We start from the raw sequence: 19256 nt of genomic DNA on the forward strand, positions 1-19256 counted from the left end.
TCTATACGAAGTTACAGATCTGCGCAAGACTTTATCCGGGGTTGTAAAATCCCGTCACCACTGGTCCTGCGTCCGCCACCGATACCCGCCGTCCCTCCACCCGCAGCTTATCTTCCGCGTAGAGTTGAATCGCGCGAGGATAGATCCGGTGTTCCTGCTCCAGTATGCGGGCAGCCAGGGTATCCGGCGTATCTCCTTCCAGGATCGGCACGGCCGCCTGGATGATGATCGGACCTTCGTCGACCCCTTCGGTCACAAAGTGCACGGTGCAACCGGCGATTTTGCACCCGTGGTCGATGGCTTTTTTCTGCACATCCAGACCAGGGAACGACGGAAGCAGGGACGGATGAATGTTCATCATCCGATTCTCATAGGCCGAGACCAGCACCGCCGTCACGATTTTCATGTACCCGGCCAGGAGCACGAGATCCACTTCGTGCTTCTGCAGCACCTCAAGGACCGCCTTATCGAAAGCCTCGCGACTGTCCGGACGGCCTGCATACGGCTTCGGATCCAGCCACACGGCGGGCGCGCCATGCTTTCGCGCCCGCTCCAGCCCGCCGGCATTCTGCTTATTGCTGAGCACGACCGCGACCTCGGCCGACAACGTCCCCGCCTCAATCGCGTCGATGATCGCTTGAAGATTCGAACCTCGGCCGGAAACCAATACGCCGAGGCGCACCAGGCGCGGTGATTTACCCGACATACTCGACCACACCTTCGTCTGTGGACTGCGCCACCATTTCGCCGATGTGATAGGCCCGGTCGCCCGCTTCTACCGCTTTGGCCATCACGCGATCGACATGTTCCGGCGCCACGACCAGAATCAAACCGATGCCCATATTGAAGACGCGGTACATCTCGCTCAGTTCCACTCCCCCGCGGTCCTGAATCGTCTGAAAAATCGGCAGCACCGGCCAGGACCCGCGACGAATGCGCGCCCCGCAGCGGGCCGGAAAGACCCGTGGCAGATTCTCGGTGATTCCACCGCCGGTGATGTGCGCGATCCCCTTGATCGGGCAAGCCTCGGCCAACGAAAGCACCTGCTTGGCATAAATCCGCGTCGGCGTCAGCAGGGTCTCACCCAGCGCACCACCGAGTTCCGGCATCACACTCTCGACCGTCAGTCGGCTTTTCTCAAACAACACCTTGCGCACCAGCGAAAAGCCGTTGCTGTGGACACCAGTCGAGGCCAACCCGATCACGGCATCCCCGGGAACAATCTGCCGGCCGTCGATCATCTTCGGGCGATCGACCACGCCCACAGCAAAACCGGCCAGGTCGTACTCGCCCTCCGCATAGAACGAGGGCATCTCGGCGGTTTCTCCACCGATGAGAGCGCAACCGGCCTGACGACACCCGTCGGAAATCCCGCGGACCACGGCCTCGGCCGTCTTTAAGGAGAGTTTCCCGGTCGCAAAGTAATCGAGGAAGAAGAGCGGCTCTGCGCCGCTGACGGCAATATCGTTGACACACATCGCCACCAGGTCGATCCCGACCGTGTCGTGTTTGTCCATGAGGAACGCGATTTTGAGTTTGGTTCCGACGCCGTCGGTCCCCGACACGAGCACCGGATCCTGGTAGCGATTCGCCTGGAATCGGAACAGGCCTCCGAATCCGCCCAGATCGGTCATCACTTCCGGGCGAAAGGTCGCCCGCACATGCGGCTTGATCCGCTCGACGAATTCATCGCCGGCATCGATATCGACTCCGGCATCACGATAGGTAGTCATTGGGGCCGCATCTTAACGAGCTGACTGATAGCGGGTCAACAATTAGTCTCACGCGTTCACACCCTTCGTGTGACTCTCAACGGTCAAACTACAGGGGCTGCTCAAACAGGTCATCCAACAAGGCCGCAGGCGAGAAAGAGCCGGAGGCGTACCCTCTCGGGTACGTTGAGGATCGATTCGAGCCGAGAACGATGTTGGGGACCTGTTTCAGCAGCCCGGCTACATCTCGGGGCGCATTTCGACATCCAACAACTTAATCTTGCGATGCAAGTGGCTGCGCTCGATTTGCAGGTCTTCGGCCGTGCGAGAAATGTTCCAATGATGTTCACGCAGCTTGCGGGCGATAAATTCCTTTTCGAACGCATTGCGGGCATCGCGGAGCGAGTCGTAATGCCTCGTCAAAAGGGAATTGGGCGTCTGCGCCCCGGCGGCCTGTTGCGTAGCGGACAGCTGAGGACGCACCTGCAACGCCACCGACGCATGCGAAGCTTCGATCACAGGCCCCGGCACCATGATCATGAGCCGCTCGATCAGGTTACGCAGTTCGCGAATGTTGCCCGGCCATTCATACTGGATGAACACGTCCATGGCCTCCGGCGAGACTTGCTTGATCTTCAAGCCTTGCTCCTCGGCATGTACATGGAGGAAATGTTTCACCAGCAGCGGGATATCCTCACGGCGATCCCGCAACGTCGGCACCACGATCGGTACCACGTTGAGCCGGTAAAACAGGTCCTCCCGGAACGTGCCCTTCTCGATTTCCTTCAGCAAATCCTTGTTGGAGGCCGCCAGGACCCGCACATCGACCTTGATCAGTTTGGTCCCGCCGACCCGCGTAAATTGCTGCTCTTGAAGGGCGCGCAAGACCTTGGCCTGGGTGCTCAGACTCATATCCGCAATTTCATCCAGGAACAGGGTCCCGCCGTCGGCCTGTTCGAACTGGCCCCGCTTCATCGTTGTGGCGCCGCTGAAGGACCCGCGCTCGTGCCCGAACAATTCGCTCTCGATCAAGGTTTCAGGGATGGCGGCGCAGTTCACCGCCACAAACGGACGGTTCGCCCTGGGGCTCTGTTGATGGATGGCCCTGGCGACGAGTTCTTTGCCGGTACCGTTCTCGCCGCCGATCAAGACCCGGCTGTTCGTAGGCCCCGCCGTTTCAATAATCTGCTTGAGCTGCCGCATCGCCAGCGACTGCCCGATCAACTCGAACTTCCGCTCTACCTTCGTGCGCAGCGTCCGATTCTCCTGCTCAAGCCGGTGCTGATCCAAGGCATGTTTGACCCGTAGCGTCACGTTTTCGAGCGAGAGCGGTTTCTCAATGTAATCGTAGGCCCCGAGCTTGATGGCCTTCACCGCCGTCTCGATCGATCCATGCCCGGACATCATCATGACTTGCGTCTGAGGCACCAGCTCACGCAAGCGCCGGAGCGTCTCCAACCCATCCATGTCGGGCATCCAGATATCCAGCATCATCAGTTCGGGAGGACTCACGGCACATAACTTGAGCGCCTCGATGCCGCTCTTGGCCACGCTGACCTCATATCCCTCATCCTCCAAGATGCTGCTCAAGGAGTTCAGGATGGAGACTTCATCATCGACAATCAGAATCGAAGCAGACATGTCTTCTCCACACTACGCGTCGCGGGAACCGTTCACACCGGCAACTCGAACGTGAACAAGGCCCCTTTGGGCTGATGGTTTCCGGCGTGAATCTGGCCGTCGTGATCGGTCACAATCCGCCGCACGATCGCCAGCCCCAGCCCGGTACCCGTTTTCTTCCGTGAAAAATAGGGCACGAACAATTTCTCTTGATCCTCCGGCGCAATACCCGTCCCTTCATCCGCCACCGTGACGACTGCGCGACGCTGTTTCGTGTCGTACCGGGTCGTGATCCACAGATGTCCCTTGTGGTTCATCGCGTGGATCCCGTTATCGCACAGATTGACCAGGACACGCTTGACCTGTTCCCGGTCGAAATTGAACGGAGGCAGATCCGCATCGAGCGTCACCACGCATTCCACTTCGCGATGCGCGCTGTCATACAGCGCCACCACTTCCTTCACTACATCATCCAGCGAGTTCATGGTCATGTGCGGAGCCGGCATCCGCGCGAACTTCGAGAACTCGTCCAGCATTTGCTTGAGGCTGCCGACCTCATTAATGATCACTTGCGTGGACTCGTCGCAAATCCGGTCGAAATCCGGAGCCTTATCCTGAAACTTTTTTCGCAGCCGTTGCGCCGAGAGCTGAATGGGCGTCAGCGGATTTTTGATCTCATGAGCGATCCGCTGCGCGACCTCCCGCCAGGCCGCCGCCTTCTGCGCCTTGATCAATTCCGAGAGGTCTTCGAAAATCAGCACGAACCCGAGGTCCTTGTTCGACTCATCCTTCATGCGGGAGCAATGCACGCCGATGGTCAGAAACCGACCCTGCAAATCCAGTTGTCCTTCGAGCGCAATATTGTCTCGCTGATCGACCAGCATCCGATCGTAGACGGACTGAAACAAATCCAGCTTGTACTCCTTGAACACCTCGTTGGCAGACCGGCCCCGAAACCGATCGGCCCACAATCCCAGCATACGCTCCGCAGAGGGATTGAAGGTGGTAATGATCCCCTGCCGGTCGATGGAGAGCAGTCCCGCGGCGATCGTATCCACCACTGTTTCAATGTAAGCGCGCCGACGATCCAGCTCGAGGTTGGATTGCCGAAGCGAGACGTTCGCTTCCTCCACTTTCGTTTTGCTGCTCTGCAGATCGGCGGTCATGCGATTGAAGGATTCGACCAGGGTGCCGATCTCATCCGTCGCCTTGGCTTCGATGCGCACGGACAGATCCCCTTGAGCGATCGCCTCCGTCGCCTCGGCCAACCGTTGAATCGGCACGGTAATGCCGCGCGCCACATAAAACCCGAACCAGGTCGCACTGAACAGAATCATGACCGTGATGACCGCCACCAGCAGATACGCTCCCGCTTTGATGGGATTCTTCATCGCCTTCATCTGTTTGTATTCGGTATATTGACGCCCGATGCTCTCCATCTTGCCGAGCAACGATTCCGGCACATAGGCATCGACCACCACCACCCCGTCGATTTCTCCACGGCGGATGCTGGAGGCGATCGGTACACCGGCCCTCACGAGCCGTCCCGTCTGTGCTTCCTGGACGGACGTGAGTTCCTGCTTGCCGTTGATCACCTGTAGCACCAGTTGGCCGATCGGCAGATCGAGCACCGCCACCGGCACCTCTGGATCCAGCGACTTGGTCAACGTTTCCATCTTCGAGGAAAACACCTCGATCCCGGCCGTGGCATATTCCGCGCGTTTCCGGGCGATCGCCGCAACCAGCAAATCCCGCTGCTCGGGCAAGAGCAACTCCTCGCGAAAAATCTCGTGGCTGATGGCGCGTGCACTGTTGATCGCCAGGGACACATGACCGGCATGGTGCATGCGCGCGACCTCGTAAGAATCCTTCATCACGTGCTCGATCTGGTCGTTGAACCAGACATCGACCGCCTTGTTGACCAGGCCGCTGGCCACCAGGGCCAGGAGCACGGTGGGAATCAGGGAAAAGCCGATAAAGGCGGCGACCAACTTCGCGCGGAACCCCGACCCAACGAGCCGATGTCGCCGTTCGAAATAGGCTTTGATGAGATTGCGCGAGAGGAGTAGCGTAAGGACGACAAAGCCGATCAAATCGAGATTGACCAGCAGCAGCACGAAGGCATACCCGGTGCTGGGAAGAAAGGAGTCCGACTCCTCCCCGACCGGCACCGCCATTTGAGCGTAGTAAAAAGTGAGGGCGAGGCAGGGCAGGAGCAGGACCAGCACGATCCACACTGGCCGGACATGACGCTTCCGCCGCTCGCTCTCGATGGAAGCAGGCGTCGACGGCTTTTTCTCGCGCAGCCCCCCCGGGGGGATGAGCTTCGTCATATCCGTCGATTCAGGCATTCTCGATACTCCGACTCACGCCCGGCCCATTCGATCCTGCCTCACTATAACCAATTCCAGGTGGAGTCTCAAAAGAGGGCGCGCAGAACCCACCCCTTGCTTCATCGAGAAACGACCGGAAGCAGGGCATTGAAGAACACAGTGTCACCCGAAGGAAGGACCGACACCGCAAAGCAGGACGGCGCACTGAAGCAACTCACGAGATTACGGGGTATGAAGCGTCGATTTCCCGGAGGTCAAACTGACGAATTTCATCCTCAAGGCGTAGAGCATGTCCTTCATCACGACTTGCTCGTCCGGGGTGAGGTTGCCCTTCGTTTTTTCTTCCAGCATGGAGAGTAGATCGATGATTTCTTTGGCTTGAGGAAGGTTCAGTGGCATGGATGGCTGCTGAGGATCGAGTTGCTCCCCCATCAGCATCAGAGCTGAACTCCCCATGGAGATCACAAAGGAGGAAAAGTTGACCGGCAAATGCCCTGAGTGCGTATGCGAATCGGCATCATGGTCGTGGTGAGGCGCGGCGGCAGAGGGCTCTGCTGCGGGAGGCGTCGCCGCCTGGGCCGGTGGGGGGGCATCTTCACCCCGTCCTCGACGATCGCGGATGACGAATCCTTGGTCCTTGTCATCACCCATAAAAAAGCCTCCGATCAACCAATGGAAAATGCAGGGCCGTACCCTACCACAGGGCTTGAAGAGGCGCAAGACGAGAGGCCCCGTTGAAGGTGCTGAAGAACTCAGTTAGAGTGGCGCGACGGAGGGGTTCGCATGTCAGCACGTTTCGATAACGTCGTGGCCATCATGGCCCGGCTTCGGGCACCGGGCGGATGCCCCTGGGATCGCAAGCAGACCCACGAATCCCTCAAGCCCTATTTGATCGAAGAAACCTATGAAGCCCTCGATACGATCGACCGGCAGGATTTCGCCAAGCTAAAGGAAGAATTGGGCGACGTGCTTCTGCAGGTGTTGTTTCACAGCCAGATCGGCACTGAAGCAGGCACGTTCACCATCGACGACGTCTTGGAACAGTTGAGCGACAAGCTCGTACGCCGCCATCCTCACGTGTTCGGTGACGGGGCGACCAGCCAGTCCTCACTTAATTCCGACCAGGTCGTCCATCGGTGGGAGGATATCAAACGGGCCGAACGCAAGAACGCCGGCAAACCGGATTCGGTCCTGCATGACATTCCCCAGGCCCTTCCGGCCCTGCTCCGCGCCTATCAGACGCAGGTCCGCGCGGCGCGGGTTGGGTTCGACTGGCCGGACAGCCCGCAGGGCCTGGCGGCCGTGCTGGCTAAAGTCGAGGAAGAAATCGGGGAACTCAAGCACGCTCTCACCGACGCGGCTACGCGTCGCTCCGTGGCCGAACCCAAGCCGGATCCGACCCCGGAAATGGCCGCGGAGATGGGCGACCTGCTGTTTTCCCTGGTCAACGTCGCCCGGCACATCAAGGTGAATCCGGAAGAGTCGCTCCGTCTTGCCACGAACCGATTCACTGCACGATTCCAATTCATTGAGCGCGAGGCGGCTCGAAGCGGACGGAGCGTCAACGACCTCTCCACGGTGGAAATGGATCACTACTGGGAAGCCGCGAAGCTGGTGGAATCGACAGCACCCGCGGGCACCGTCTCTCCCCTCGGCCCTTCGACGGAGCCGACCAGGACTCATCCATGAGCACAGAGCAGGATCCATACGAAGAAGGCAAGCGAGCCGGGCTTCATCCGCTCATCGTCTTGTTCGGGGCCATTCTGGTGATGTGGCTGCTGATCAACCTGGCCGTTCCCAGCGGCAAACAAAAGCAGGCCGCCGGTCCGGAGATTTCGCAGGTGACGACCGAAGATCCGGATGCGGCCCCGGTCATGTATAAAGTCCAGTCGACGTTGACGGAGTTTAATGCCGTCAGTATCGTGGTGCCGGCGCAGGCGACGACCAGTCAGGTGGTGGGCCTCCTCAAACAATTCAAGCAGGCCCGGCTGGCTCAGAGTCTCCCCTCCATGTTGCCGGCCACCAGCCCAGGGCACAAACTCGGGGACCAGGCCGTGGCCGATCTGTACATTTTTTCAGACCCCAAATATGCAACTCCGGAAGCGGTCGGCACCCTGGCTCGCGGCGCCCACGCCCCGGGCAACCTCTACCCGCAGGCCATCCCCTTCGAAGAAGCGATGGAACACGTCCTTGGGCACTATCGCATCGACCTGAACGATACCAGCAATCCCGACACCGGATCGCTGGGATTTGCCGACGATTCCGGAGTCCATAGCAAACAATATCGACGCATTTTTTGAACCGCTGCCGCGAAACTCCAGGCCCAGACTGCCTTCGCTATCCCCAGGTCCGCATGCAGCAAGCATAATCTTCCTAAGGGTTTTCATCCCATACAGCATCTAGTGGTCCGGATAGAGACCACCCCAATGCCTAAAACTTGTGCAGGCCGCTCAAGGGCCGCTCTACTGAGGGGCTTGGGCGAGGAGGCGGCTGATATTCACACGCTTATCCACAGATTCTGTGCGTTGGGGAAATCGCGACAGAACGATCAACTGACAAGTACCGGAACGCTCATCGGCTAGGCGCAGAAATGGCTTGCGGCACGTCACAGGAGGCTGGCTTCGGAGTAACAGATGAAATCTGGACGAGCAGTGGACCGAAGGTCACAGAGGGCGCAATCGTCAGACGGCCGGAGGACTGGCCACCAGGCCGACCAGGTTCTTGATCTCCACCCGCAATGTATCCTGCTCCGCTTGGACCCAGGCCTCAAGTTGCGGGAAGTAATGAGCGAGCGAACCGGTGAAGGGGGCCACCAACACATCACCGCGTTCTTTCAACCACCCTTCGGCCTCGGCAATACGAACCTTCTGGTCACCGATCTTGCGGGACAGAAATTTGTTCAGCATCAACTGTTGGCCGGGGCTTCCAGTGACAGTGCCCAGCAACTTCTCCTTCACATAGTCCAACTCCTCCGCCTGGGCAATCTTCACTCGAACGGCATGGGTTGCCGCCCAGGTCGCCCGTTGAATCGAGTAGTCGTAGGACAACACCGGCTCCCGCGGCTCGCGAAAGGGACCGGTCACATCGGAGATCACCAATTGGTCGTTCAGCATCTGGGTATTCCTTCTCTTCCCGCTCCCATCGTCATTGAAACCTTAGACCGGCGCCGCCTGTAAATACCGGAGCAGCTTCGCCGCCGTCTCAGCGCCGTCTCGAATACAATCGGGAAGGCCCACACCGCGATAGCCTGCGCCGGTGACAGCCAGGCCACCGAATCGCGAGAGCGCCGCCTCCAGCTGCGCGAGCCGATCGAGGTGTCCGAGGGTATATTGAGGCATGGCCCGATTCCACCGATTCACCTCGACATAGTGCGGTGTCGCCAGCAGCCCCACAATGGAGGCCAATTCCTCGCGCACACACTGGACCAAGGCCTCATCGTCCCGCTGCAAGATGGCTTCTCGCCCGACCCCGCCGAGATAACATCGCACCGACACATCCTCCGGCGGTGCTCGATGGGGCCACTTGAGGGAGGTCCAGGTCGCGGCAATCAGATCACGGCCCTCGATTCGTGGAACCACGAAGCCGAAGCCTTGGAGCCGGTTCCCCACTGCTTCGGCAGGATAGATGAGAGAGATCGTGGCTGTCGAGGCATAGGGAATCATGTCCATCAAGCCGGCCGCCATCGGCGTTAACGGCCGAACGAGTTCAGCGCTGACATAGGCCGGTGTCGCCAAGACCAGCGCTTCGGCCGAAAGCGCCGTCCCGTCGGTGCAAATCACATCGTACATCCAGCGACCGGCCTGGTGCGAACGCACCCGCAACGCCTCCGCTTGAACGCCGGCTTTCAGCCCCCCGCCGGCCTGCTGGATCTGCGCCGTCAGCCCAGCCACCAAATCGGCCAGGCCGTTTTTCAGCGTCACAAACATCGTGTGTCGGGGGCCTCCGCCGGGAGCTTTTTGCGCCCGTGCACGGCGGGCCGCCATCATGCCGCGAATCACACTGCCGTGCGCCTGCTCCAACTCGTAGAAACGCGGAAACGTCGCCCGAAGACTCATCTGCTCCGCATCGCCCGCATAGATACCGGCCATCAGCGGCTCCATGACCCGTTCGCAGGCATGCGGTCCGAACCGGCGACGAAAAAACGACGCCAGCGATTCGTCGTCGGTGGACCGACGCGGCGGAATCAGCACATCGCAGCCCATACGGGCAAGATCGACCCAGGATAACAACCCGCTGCGAAAAAACGGCCCCAGCTGAGTCGGCGTGAATGTCACGAGCCCTTCCGGCAACTCGTGCAACCGCCCGCCTCTTAAGACACTCGCTTTCTTCTCAACCGGGTTGGTGTTGATGAGTTGATCGGCTAGCCCAAGACGTCGACACAGCTCCATGCCCCAGGGCTTTTGCGAGAGGAACGAGTCGGGCCCCGCTTCCATGACCAACTGCCCGACCCGATGCGTGAGAATTTTTCCGCCCCAGACCGGCGCCGCATCGAGGATGGTGCAGGTGAGGGGCATATCAGCCGCGGCCGCCTGCTCCTGGAGAGCAAACGCCGTGGAGAGGCCTGAGATACCTCCGCCGATAATGACAACTGACCGTGGAGTGCGCGCCACAGGTGGTGCCGCTAATGAACGAGCGAGGACTCGTGTGCCTCCACCACCGACATCAGAATGTCGATCAATGGAGCCGAGGCGTTCAACATGGGAATACGTTCCAGCTGGAGCCCCTTCGTCAGAGCCAGCTGCTTGAGCTCAATATCGATATCGAACAGAGTTTCCACATGGTCGCAGATGAAGCCGATCGGCGCCACCAGGACATGACGATGACCTTCCTGCGCCAATTCACCCAACGTCTCTTCAACCGATGGACCGAGCCACTTCTCCCCGGAGCGTCCCTGGCTTTGATAGGCAAAACGCGTCGGCTGAGTCCCGAGTTGCACGCAGACCGCCTGGGCGGTTCCCTGTACTTCCTCAGGATACGGATCCTTCATGGCCACCACGCGCTCGGGCAAACTGTGGGCGGTAAACAAGACCGGCACCTGTGCACGCACCTCGGCCGGGAATCGCTCCAACGTCCGACGAATATTCTCGACGATGGCGGCGATCAGCAGTGGATGGCGATGCCAACTCGTCACGAAGCTGATCGGAGTCTCACTGGCGAGTTCAGCCCGCGCCTCCTCGACCTTTTTCATGTAGGCGCCGATGCTGAGCGAAGAATACTGCGGGGCCATGCACAACCCGATGATGCGTTCCGGTAAGGCGTCGAGCAATTCCGCGTAAGTTTCCTTGATAAACGGATGCCAGTGCCGCAACCCCACATAACAGCGGTACCGCGCGTCGCCCGACCGATTCAGCCGCTGTTCCAATGCCCGCGCCACTTCGCGCGCGATATCGAGCACCGGAGATTTCCCGCCGGTCACACGATAGCGCTCGCGGATTTCCTCAACCAGTTCAGGAGAAGTCGGCCGTCCGCCTCGAACGTCCTGAAGATACGGCTCCACATTCTCCAGACAATCGGGGCCGCCCATAGCCATCAGCAAGACGGCAACCGGTTGTGGCGTCACAGACATGCTCACCGCGTACTCAGTTTATGCACCAGATCGATCGTGGCGGCGACATTCTCCACGGGAGTATTCGGAAGAATCCCATGGCCCAGATTGAAAATGTGACCCGGACGCCCTGCGGCCCGGCGGAGAATGTCTGTCACGCGCCGCTCGATCTCGGAGATCGGCCCGAACAACGTCACCGGATCGAGGTTCCCCTGCACGGCACGATCGTAGCCCACCATGGCCCAGGCCTCGTCGATCGGGATGCGCCAATCGATACCGATCACGTCGCCACCTGCCTGGCGCATGGCCTTGAGAATGGCCGTGGTGCCGGTGCCGAAATGGATCAGCGGGACGCCTTCGTGCTTGAGTCCCTCAAAAATCAGCTGCACATGCGGCATGACGTATTCGGCATAGTCTCCGGCCGACAGACACCCAACCCAGCTATCGAACAGTTGCACAGCCTGAGCACCGGCCTTGATCTGACGACGAAGATAGCCGGTAATCACGCGCGCGAATTTATCCATCAAGCGATGCCAGGTTTCCGGCTCGCGATACATCATCTGCTTCGTATGGATATAGTTTCTGGAACTTCCGCCCTCAATCGCGTAACTGGCCAGCGTAAAGGGCGCCCCGGCAAAGCCGATCAGGGGCACGCGGCCCGCCAGCATCTTGCGGGTCAGACTGATGGCATCCATCACGTACTGTAGTTCGGTGTCATCGATGACCTTGAGCCGGTCTACCGCAGCCCGATCCCGCACAGGATTGTGAATGATCGGCCCCTCGCCCTCCGCGAACTCCAAGCTGAGCCCCATCGGCTCGAGCGGAAGCAGAATATCGGCAAAAATAATCGCGGCGTCCAGCGCAAACCGGTCGATCGGCTGCAACGTGACCTGGGCCGCCAATTCCGGCGTCTTGCACAGCTCGAGAATGGAATGCTTTTCCCGTAACCGGCGATATTCGACCATGTAACGGCCCGCCTGGCGCATGAACCAGACCGGCGTGCAATCAACCGGTTCGCGCCGGCACGCTTTCAAAAATCGATCATTCATAATGGGGCGCATTTTAGAGGGGCGGTCCGAACAGAGTCAAACAATCTTGCGCCGAACCGGCTTGCCGGATGAGATCATCCTGACACCGGAAGGACGGCGGCTCCGGTTCTGCCGCTCGTTCGACAAAAAAACATGGCGGTCATGCGGAAAAATTCTCAGGACATTTCCCCAGGAATCTGTGTATAATGGCAGCACGTGTCTTTGAGCCTGAGTATCCTCACTCACTGATCGACACAATTCAGAGCATTCAGCGGCCTGCCTATTCGTATCACTCGCAAGCGCCGCGACGTTTTAGTCACGCTAGTGGAACCGCGGCGCGACCCCTCGGTACCGTATCCTTGATTCGCCCAACTGTGGAGGTGGCATGAGTAGTGATCTGCAACCACTCACCTTACCCGAAAATGGTGAGCTCTCTAAAACCAGTGACCAACCACGTGAACAACCCGCGAGCGATGGACCGTGGATCACCATCATACGCTGGTTTGACTCATGGGCGGGCATTGAAAAAATGCAAACGGATACCGCCCCGCCTACCGTCGACTGGCTGCGGGCCATCCCGCTCATCATCGTGCACCTGCTCTGCCTGGGCGTGTTCATCGTTGGATGGAGTTGGGTCGCCGTAGGGGTCGCAGCGGGGTTCTACTTTATACGCATGTTCGCCATCACGGGATGGTACCATCGCTATTTTTCGCACCGCACCTTCAAGACCTCCCGGGCCTGTCAGTTCGCCTTTGCCCTGCTCGGGGCGTCCTGCGCGCAACGCGGCCCACTTTGGTGGGGCGGACACCATCGACACCACCACATTTACTCCGACAAGCCGGAAGACACGCATTCGGTGCGCCAGGGCGGATTCCTCTGGGCCCACATCGGCTGGATCAGTTCCAAGAAGTTTTTCCCGCCGCGTCTGAAGAGCATCGGCGATTTCGCCAAGTTTCCGGAACTGGTCTTCCTGGATCGATTCGATACCCTCGTCCCGACCATCTGCGGCTTCGGGATGTTCGGCCTAGGCAAGCTCCTGGAAGCCTATGCCCCGAGCCTCGGCACGAATGGCCCGCAAATGCTCATTTGGGGCTTCTTCGTGTCCACCGTCGCGCTGCTCCACGGCACCTGCACGATCAACTCGCTGTCCCACGTGTATGGTTCCCAGCGCTACAAGACGGGGGATGACAGCAAGAACAATTTCATCCTCGCCATGATTACCCTCGGCGAAGGCTGGCACAATAACCACCACTACTATGCCGCCTCAACCCGCCAAGGATTCTATTGGTGGGAAATCGACATCACCTACTACATGCTGAGGGGCCTGCAAGCGCTGGGACTGATCTGGGATATTCGGGAAGTGCCCGCACACGTGCGGGAAGGTAAGAATAAACTCGCCTGACTGAGACCGGGGGCGGCCGTTCACGGCCCGCCCCCTTCACTCCGATCTACACCCATTCCGATTCATCTGCCGATGCCGTCTTACGCCCGTACTGCGGCGCCAGGCGATCTCGAATCTCCAGGCTGACAGGGTCGATCGCCGCCAGTTCTTCTTCCGTCGCAATCCAGGCATCCTCCGGCACCAATTCGATACGGTAGTGATTCTTCCGCATGGAAAACCACTCGATATACGGGTGCGGGACCAAATGCGGATGCGGATCGAAGGAGATAAGACTCGCGTCGCCGATTTGCGGAATCTCCACGTCCCCCAGCACCTGTCCCGCGAGGTCCTCATCCACGAAGCGGCTGTTCTTGAACCGGATCACCTTCCCGGCGATTTCTCCCCGACAATCGCCGACCAGATAAAAATCGACCGCGCCCAACACCGCAAACGTCATGCGCCCGACGACGGTACCCGGCCGACGGTTGTCGAGAAACCCCTCTTGCACCCACCGATTGTTGCCGAATTTCTGAGCCACCTCACCCTCCTTCTGAACGCGCAGTCACAGATTCCTGCTGCGCCGGCGACGACTCACCTGTCACCCAAGACCCGAGCAGGACGCCACCGAGAATCATCGCACTACCGAACCACCCTTGCGCGTCCAGATGTTCGCCCAGGAAATACCACGCCAGCCAGGCCGCCACGGCCGGTTCCGCGGCAAACAACAAGGCGACTTGCTGCGCAGGCAGGAGCCGCTGCGCCCACATCTGGACCGCAAACGCCCCGGTCGCCAGAATACCGGTGACCACAAGCCCGACGGCCAGGACGCGGCTGGGCTCAAACATCGCGAGCGTCGGCTGTTCCCACCACATGACTCCCGACATGGCCACGGTCATCAGTACCAATTGCCACGCGAACAACGAAACCGGATCCGCCACGCGGGTATATCGTTCCAGGCATACCATATGGGCGGCAAACGCCGCAGCGCTCCCCAGAGTCAGCAGATCCCCAAGGTTGGCGGAGGCCGTCGGCCTGACCAGCAGCCAGAGACCGGCCAATGCAATCCCATTGGAGACCCAGGTGTGGAGGCCCAAACGGAGCAGGTACAACGGCACAAACACCACATACAGCACCGTGATAAAGGCCGAATTCGATGCCGTCGTGAAGCGAAGTCCCACGGTCTGCAACACATAGCCGATGAACAGCCAGGCGGTCGCAATCAGACTGGCCCGCATCATGGAGGTGTCGCGAATCAAAGGGCGGCGGAAGAACAGCAACACCGCAAAGACGACGGTCATGCCGAGAAGGAATCGCAGGAAAAGAAACGAGAGCGGGGAGATTTGCTCGAGCGCGGCCTTCGTGGCTGGAAACGTCGCCCCCCACACAAAGGTCGTGAGAAGCAGGGCGAATTGAGGCATGGCAAACAGAAATCACGAACGGTGAATGCTGTACGTGGGATCGGAGGAACCGCCTCCGGAAATCACGCCGTCATCATTCAACATTCATGGTTCATCATTCCTGGCGTTATGGTTTGCACAACGCGCATTTACGCTCTTCGCTGGTGCCCGCCTGTTCCATCGCGGCGAGCGCCCGCTCCTTATCGGGGTAGTCGAACCATCCCCCTTGCCAGTAGTCGCTGCTCGACACGCCGGAAGGGACTTCGGAGCACCGGTCCCGATGGAGCGTCACGCGATCGATCGCCCGTGCAATATGAAGCCAATACACCATAATACCCCGTCCAATTAATACGTCATGACCGTCACGGCTCAACCTACCACGTGCCCCGATAGGAGAGCAATGCGCAGCAGGCACCGAGCCGAGCCGAGTCTCGTGACGGCGTGGAACATTCGATTATGGGATGAAACCGGGAGGTCGCGCTAGGGCAGGAGCTGCCACTCGTCCTTCTCGATCACGGTCTTGACGCCGGTTCCCAGCTTCTTGACGTCTTTCTCTTCGAAGAGACGCATGTAGCGTTCAATCCGGTCCGGATCGTCGATACGCTCTTCCTGCATCACACCACCGCTGCCTTTGTACTTCCGAATTAACAGGGGCATTTCAACCAATCCTCCAATTGTGTCTCGCGTTTCGGCACAAAGTTTCGGTACAATAGTGCAAAGCTACGCACAGGGTCAAGCGTTTCCAACGGGAGAATCGCTTTATCCAGCCTTGCCCCTCAGGGCGAGGCCAGGAGGCGCCATCCAAGGAGTCGGCTATGCCGGTCTACGAATATCGCTGCGAACAATGTACCCATCAGTTCGAGGCAACCCAGTCCGTCCACGCACGACCGGAAGACACCGTCTGTCCCCAGTGCAACAAAATCGGCGCCACCAGAATGCTCTCGGCGTTTGCTTCGAAGGTCAAAGGCTCCCACAAGCCGGGCTTCGAGGAAATAAAAGCCTATGACATGTTGAACGAGCGTATGGATCGGTTTTCCAAGCTCCCGCCCGCCATGGGCAAACGGATCGAGGCCTCACCGGACTTCATGGCCGGCGCCGGGGGCCCTGCTCCAACTGAAGGGCACGACTCGTAGGCGAAGCCGTGTTACCGGGCGGGCGCAACAGGCCCGCGTAGAACACCGCCGGAGAGAGCCGATCAGCGGCTCAAGACTGACAGGAGACTCGTTCAGCATGCACACCCGTATCAGCGGATTTGTCTGTGCCGCTCTTCTCTGTCTCACGGGCCTCCCGGCTTCAGCCGAGGTGGCCGGATCGATGGCCATCGCCGGCCACGGGCCCGAACAGCGGGTCATCGAATCGCTGGCCCATGCGTTTGAAAAAGCCAATCCCCGCGCCTACATCGACGTCGTCTGGGACGACAATTCGAAGCCGCTCGATCTGGTGAAGACCAAACAGGCCAAAATTGCGGTGACCGGAACCGCGGAGGACGGCCTGCGCTCGTTCCAGATCGCCTGGGACGGCATCGCCATCATGGTGCACCGGTCGAACTTCACCAAAGAGGTCACAAAACAGGAAGTCGCGGAGCTGTTTTCCGGAAAGTACAAAGTATGGGCCGATCTCGGCGGACCGGATACGAAGGTCCTGCTGATCGACCGGCCGCGCAATGAAAATAATCGCGACGCGTTCGAGCAACAGCTCGGCATCGCCGGCAAAATTCCCGAGGGCGCAAAGGTCATCGCCAAAGACGAAAAAGTGATCAAGACGATAGCCGGCACCCTCCCGCCCCACTCGGCCGTCGCCTTTGTATCTCTCGGCCAGGCCCTGGAGGCAGTGGCATCCGGTGTGCCCGTCAAGCTGCTGCCGGTCGATAAGATCGAACCGGAAACGCCTACCGTCAAGGATGGCCGGTACACCCTGCGCCGCCCGGTCCTATTGCTGTCGCACAATGAGCCCGATCCGCTCGTTGAGGCCTTCGAACAATTTGCCCTGTCGGAGGACGGACAAAAAATCATCAGCGAATCTTATACACCGCTCCCGAAGACATCATCTCCATAAGAGGAGGCTTATATGCGCACTATTGTCACCTGCATGCTCGGCTGCACCCTTCTGCTCGGAACCACGTTCGTTACCGTCCCCGCTGGGCATGCCCAGGAAGGAGCGATGGTCGAGGGCGCCGGGTATACGATGTTCAATACCGAGTCGATCAAGGGATCGGACACCTCCAAACTGGAGAGCGACCCGGTCTGTGACCGTTCCAAACGTCCTTCCATTGCGAAAGTTGAACCGGATGAAGCGAAACCCGGTGAAAAAATCACCATCAAGGGTGAAAATTTCGGGAGCAAGGAATGCTTCCATGGCGTGACCTTCAGCGCCGCCTCCAAGGAAAAGATCGACTACCGTTTCGTGAACGAGACTACGATCGAGGCCGTAGTGCCTGAGGCGAAAGCCGGCATGTCCTTTATCATCGTGGTGGCCGGCGGAGGCAGCGCCCAATCGAAGCCCCTCCTCATTCAACCCAAGTAAGAGACTCATCAGGCAGGAGGTGCCTCACCTCCTGCCCGTTTCCGCCCCTCCCACGGTCCATCCTTTCGTCCCGGTTCGTCTCGACAACTCTCTTGACCCTATGCTAGGTTACGCGATCTTTTTGGAGGCGGATCAGAGGTGAGCTACGGCTCCAAGCCTCTCGCAATCCCATCATGTTTCGGAAGATCCTTATTGCCAACCGTGGCGAAATCGCCATGCGCATCATCCGTGGCTGTCGTGAGCTCAATATCGCGACAGCGGCGATCTATTCTGAAGCCGATTCCTCCGGGATTTACGTCAAAAAAGCCGACGAGTCCTACCTCGTAGGCCCGGGCCCCGTCAAAGGTTTCCTGGACGGAAAGCAGATCGTGGAAATCGCCAAGCGCATCGGCGCCGACGCAATCCATCCCGGATACGGATTCCTCTCTGAAAACACCAAATTCGCCCGGCTCTGCCAAACCTCCGGCATCACCTTTATCGGTCCGTCTCCCGAGACGATCGACCTCATGGGCAGCAAAGTAAAGGCGCGACAGATCGCCCAACAGGCAGGCGTCCCGATCGTCCCCGGCACCGAAGGCGGAGTCACCAGCGTCGACGAAGCCCTGGCCTTCGCCCATCAGATCAACTACCCGGTCATGATCAAGGCCAGCGCCGGCGGCGGGGGACGAGGCCTGCGTGTGGTTCGCTCCGATCAGGAATTGCGGGAAAACATTGACGTCGCGTCGCGAGAAGCGCAAGCCGCGTTCGGCGACGGCAGCATCTTCATCGAGAAATACATCGAGCGTCCGCACCATATCGAATTTCAAATCCTGGGCGACAAACACGGCAACATCATCCACCTGGGCGAGCGGGATTGTTCCATTCAGCGTCGGCACCAGAAACTGATCGAAATCGCCCCGTCATTGATCCTGACACCCAAACTGCGCGCCCAAATGGGCGAGGCCGCCATTGCCATCGCGAAAGCGGTGCACTACGACAATGCCGGCACCGTCGAGTTTCTCCTCGACCATGAGGGTCATTTCTATTTCATGGAAATGAATCCCCGCCTCCAGGTGGAACATACCGTCACGGAACAGATCACGGCCATCGACATCGTCCGGAATCAAATTTCCATTGCGGCGGGGAAGCCGTTGGAGATCCGGCAAAAGGATGTGACCCTGCAGGGCCATGCGATTCAGTGCCGCATCAATGCCGAAGACCCCCGCAACAACTTCATGCCCTGTACGGGCACCATCACCGCCTACTTGTCACCCGGCGGGATCGGGGTCCGCATCGACGGCGCGGTTTATCGGGATTATACGATTCCTCCCTACTACGATGCGCTGCTGGCGAAACTCACCGTCCGCGGGCGCACATGGGAAGAGGCCGTCAGCCGCATGCGGCGCTCGCTGGAAGAATATGTCCTGCGCGGGGTGAAGACGACCATTCCGTTCATGAAGAACGTGATGATGGAACAGGATTTTCAAGCCGGACGATTCGATACGTCCTACCTGGAAACCCATCCGGACCTGTATCAATACGAAGAATCCGAGGAGCCTGAAGACCTGGTGCTGGCGATCTCCGCAGCGATCGCCGCGTACGAAGGACTCTGACCTCCCCAGCCACTCGGCACCAACACCTCAACCCTGTTACGCGAGCGGATTCGCCGCCGAAGGCCGCCAGTATGGCAACGAAAAAGACCAAGAAAACCGCCCCGAAGAAAAGCCCCGCGAAGAAG

20 protein-coding genes are annotated in these 19256 nt (G+C 59.3%); 7 read left to right on the top strand and 13 right to left on the bottom strand.

The features are described from left to right. Positions 1-31: 31 nt before the first annotated feature. The 5 genes from purN to NSND_RS07935 form a co-directional block, all read right to left on the bottom strand. Entirely contained in the window at positions 32-706 is a 675-nt protein-coding gene (gene purN, locus NSND_RS07915) for a phosphoribosylglycinamide formyltransferase (protein ID WP_080878462.1), read from the bottom strand. Next, a complete protein-coding gene (gene purM / locus NSND_RS07920) occupies positions 696-1733 on the bottom strand; it encodes a phosphoribosylformylglycinamidine cyclo-ligase (protein WP_080878463.1) in 1038 nt (345 codons plus the stop codon). The genes purN and purM overlap by 11 nt, the downstream gene beginning before the upstream one ends. 219 nt (positions 1734-1952) lie before the next feature. After that, positions 1953-3353: a sigma-54-dependent transcriptional regulator gene (locus tag NSND_RS07925; protein ID WP_080878464.1), complete on the bottom strand. Its 1401-nt coding sequence runs from the start codon at positions 3351-3353 to the stop codon at positions 1953-1955. 32 nt (positions 3354-3385) lie between these two features. Next, complete coding sequence (locus NSND_RS07930; protein WP_080878465.1) at positions 3386-5683, bottom strand: sensor histidine kinase; 2298 nt, start codon at positions 5681-5683, stop codon at positions 3386-3388. A 204-nt stretch (positions 5684-5887) separates the two neighbouring features. Then, positions 5888-6316 (bottom strand): DUF1844 domain-containing protein, encoded by a 429-nt coding sequence (locus tag NSND_RS07935; protein WP_080878467.1) that lies wholly within the window; start codon positions 6314-6316, stop codon positions 5888-5890. A 132-nt stretch (positions 6317-6448) separates the two neighbouring features. Here NSND_RS07935 and mazG point away from each other — a divergent pair, with 132 nt between their 5' ends. Together mazG and NSND_RS07945 are read left to right on the top strand one after the other, a co-directional pair. Then, the gene (mazG, locus tag NSND_RS07940) at positions 6449-7354 is read left to right on the top strand and encodes a nucleoside triphosphate pyrophosphohydrolase (protein ID WP_080878468.1); all 906 of its coding nucleotides are present in this window, start codon (positions 6449-6451) and stop codon (positions 7352-7354) included. Beyond that, on the top strand, positions 7351-7965 hold the full coding sequence (locus NSND_RS07945) for a hypothetical protein (protein ID WP_080878470.1): 615 nt from the start codon (positions 7351-7353) through the stop codon (positions 7963-7965). Before mazG ends, NSND_RS07945 begins: the two co-directional genes overlap by 4 nt. A gap of 381 nt (positions 7966-8346) precedes the next feature. On the opposite strand, the gene NSND_RS07950 is transcribed toward NSND_RS07945, so the two are convergent. The 4 genes from NSND_RS07950 to hemE are packed head-to-tail and all read right to left on the bottom strand — an operon-like array spanning position 8347 to position 12259. Then, positions 8347-8778, bottom strand: coding sequence for a hypothetical protein (locus NSND_RS07950; RefSeq protein WP_080878471.1), 432 nt, complete (start codon positions 8776-8778; stop codon positions 8347-8349). A gap of 42 nt (positions 8779-8820) precedes the next feature. Then, entirely contained in the window at positions 8821-10275 is a 1455-nt protein-coding gene (gene hemG, locus NSND_RS07955) for a protoporphyrinogen oxidase (protein WP_159450693.1), read from the bottom strand. 11 nt (positions 10276-10286) lie between these two features. Further along, a complete protein-coding gene (hemH, locus tag NSND_RS07960; protein WP_235000333.1) occupies positions 10287-11231 on the bottom strand; it encodes a ferrochelatase in 945 nt (314 codons plus the stop codon). 2 nt (positions 11232-11233) lie between these two features. After that, on the bottom strand, positions 11234-12259 hold the full coding sequence (gene hemE / locus NSND_RS07965; RefSeq protein WP_080878475.1) for a uroporphyrinogen decarboxylase: 1026 nt from the start codon (positions 12257-12259) through the stop codon (positions 11234-11236). A 364-nt stretch (positions 12260-12623) separates the two neighbouring features. Between hemE and NSND_RS07975 the strand changes: the two genes are divergently transcribed. Next, a complete protein-coding gene (locus tag NSND_RS07975; RefSeq protein ID WP_143833466.1) occupies positions 12624-13640 on the top strand; it encodes an acyl-CoA desaturase in 1017 nt (338 codons plus the stop codon). A 46-nt stretch (positions 13641-13686) separates the two neighbouring features. Here NSND_RS07975 and NSND_RS07980 read toward each other — a convergent pair whose 3' ends face one another. The 4 genes from NSND_RS07980 to NSND_RS21500 all read right to left on the bottom strand — a co-directional run bounded on the left by NSND_RS07980 (position 13687) and on the right by NSND_RS21500 (position 15673). Beyond that, a complete protein-coding gene (locus NSND_RS07980; protein ID WP_080878478.1) occupies positions 13687-14157 on the bottom strand; it encodes a hypothetical protein in 471 nt (156 codons plus the stop codon). Position 14158: 1 nt separating this feature from the next. Then, on the bottom strand, positions 14159-15037 hold the full coding sequence (locus NSND_RS07985; RefSeq protein WP_080878479.1) for a DMT family transporter: 879 nt from the start codon (positions 15035-15037) through the stop codon (positions 14159-14161). 106 nt (positions 15038-15143) lie between these two features. Further along, positions 15144-15347, bottom strand: a complete 204-nt coding sequence (locus NSND_RS07990) for a hypothetical protein (RefSeq protein WP_013247793.1) — start codon at positions 15345-15347, stop codon at positions 15144-15146. A gap of 149 nt (positions 15348-15496) precedes the next feature. Further along, on the bottom strand, positions 15497-15673 hold the full coding sequence (locus NSND_RS21500) for a hypothetical protein (protein WP_200810513.1): 177 nt from the start codon (positions 15671-15673) through the stop codon (positions 15497-15499). A 158-nt stretch (positions 15674-15831) separates the two neighbouring features. Here NSND_RS21500 and NSND_RS07995 point away from each other — a divergent pair, with 158 nt between their 5' ends. The 4 genes from NSND_RS07995 (at position 15832) to accC (ending at position 19131) form a co-directional block, all read left to right on the top strand. Next, complete coding sequence (locus NSND_RS07995; protein ID WP_080878480.1) at positions 15832-16149, top strand: FmdB family zinc ribbon protein; 318 nt, start codon at positions 15832-15834, stop codon at positions 16147-16149. Between the two features lie 97 nt (positions 16150-16246). Next, positions 16247-17071, top strand: coding sequence for a substrate-binding domain-containing protein (locus NSND_RS08000; protein ID WP_080878481.1), 825 nt, complete (start codon positions 16247-16249; stop codon positions 17069-17071). A gap of 12 nt (positions 17072-17083) precedes the next feature. Next, the gene (locus tag NSND_RS08005; RefSeq protein WP_080878482.1) at positions 17084-17539 is read left to right on the top strand and encodes an IPT/TIG domain-containing protein; all 456 of its coding nucleotides are present in this window, start codon (positions 17084-17086) and stop codon (positions 17537-17539) included. A gap of 173 nt (positions 17540-17712) precedes the next feature. After that, on the top strand, positions 17713-19131 hold the full coding sequence (gene accC, locus NSND_RS08010) for an acetyl-CoA carboxylase biotin carboxylase subunit (protein ID WP_080878483.1): 1419 nt from the start codon (positions 17713-17715) through the stop codon (positions 19129-19131). Positions 19132-19256: the final 125 nt, after the last annotated feature.

The organism is Nitrospira sp. ND1 (assembly GCF_900170025.1).
Taxonomy (GTDB): Bacteria; Nitrospirota; Nitrospiria; order Nitrospirales; family Nitrospiraceae; genus Nitrospira_A.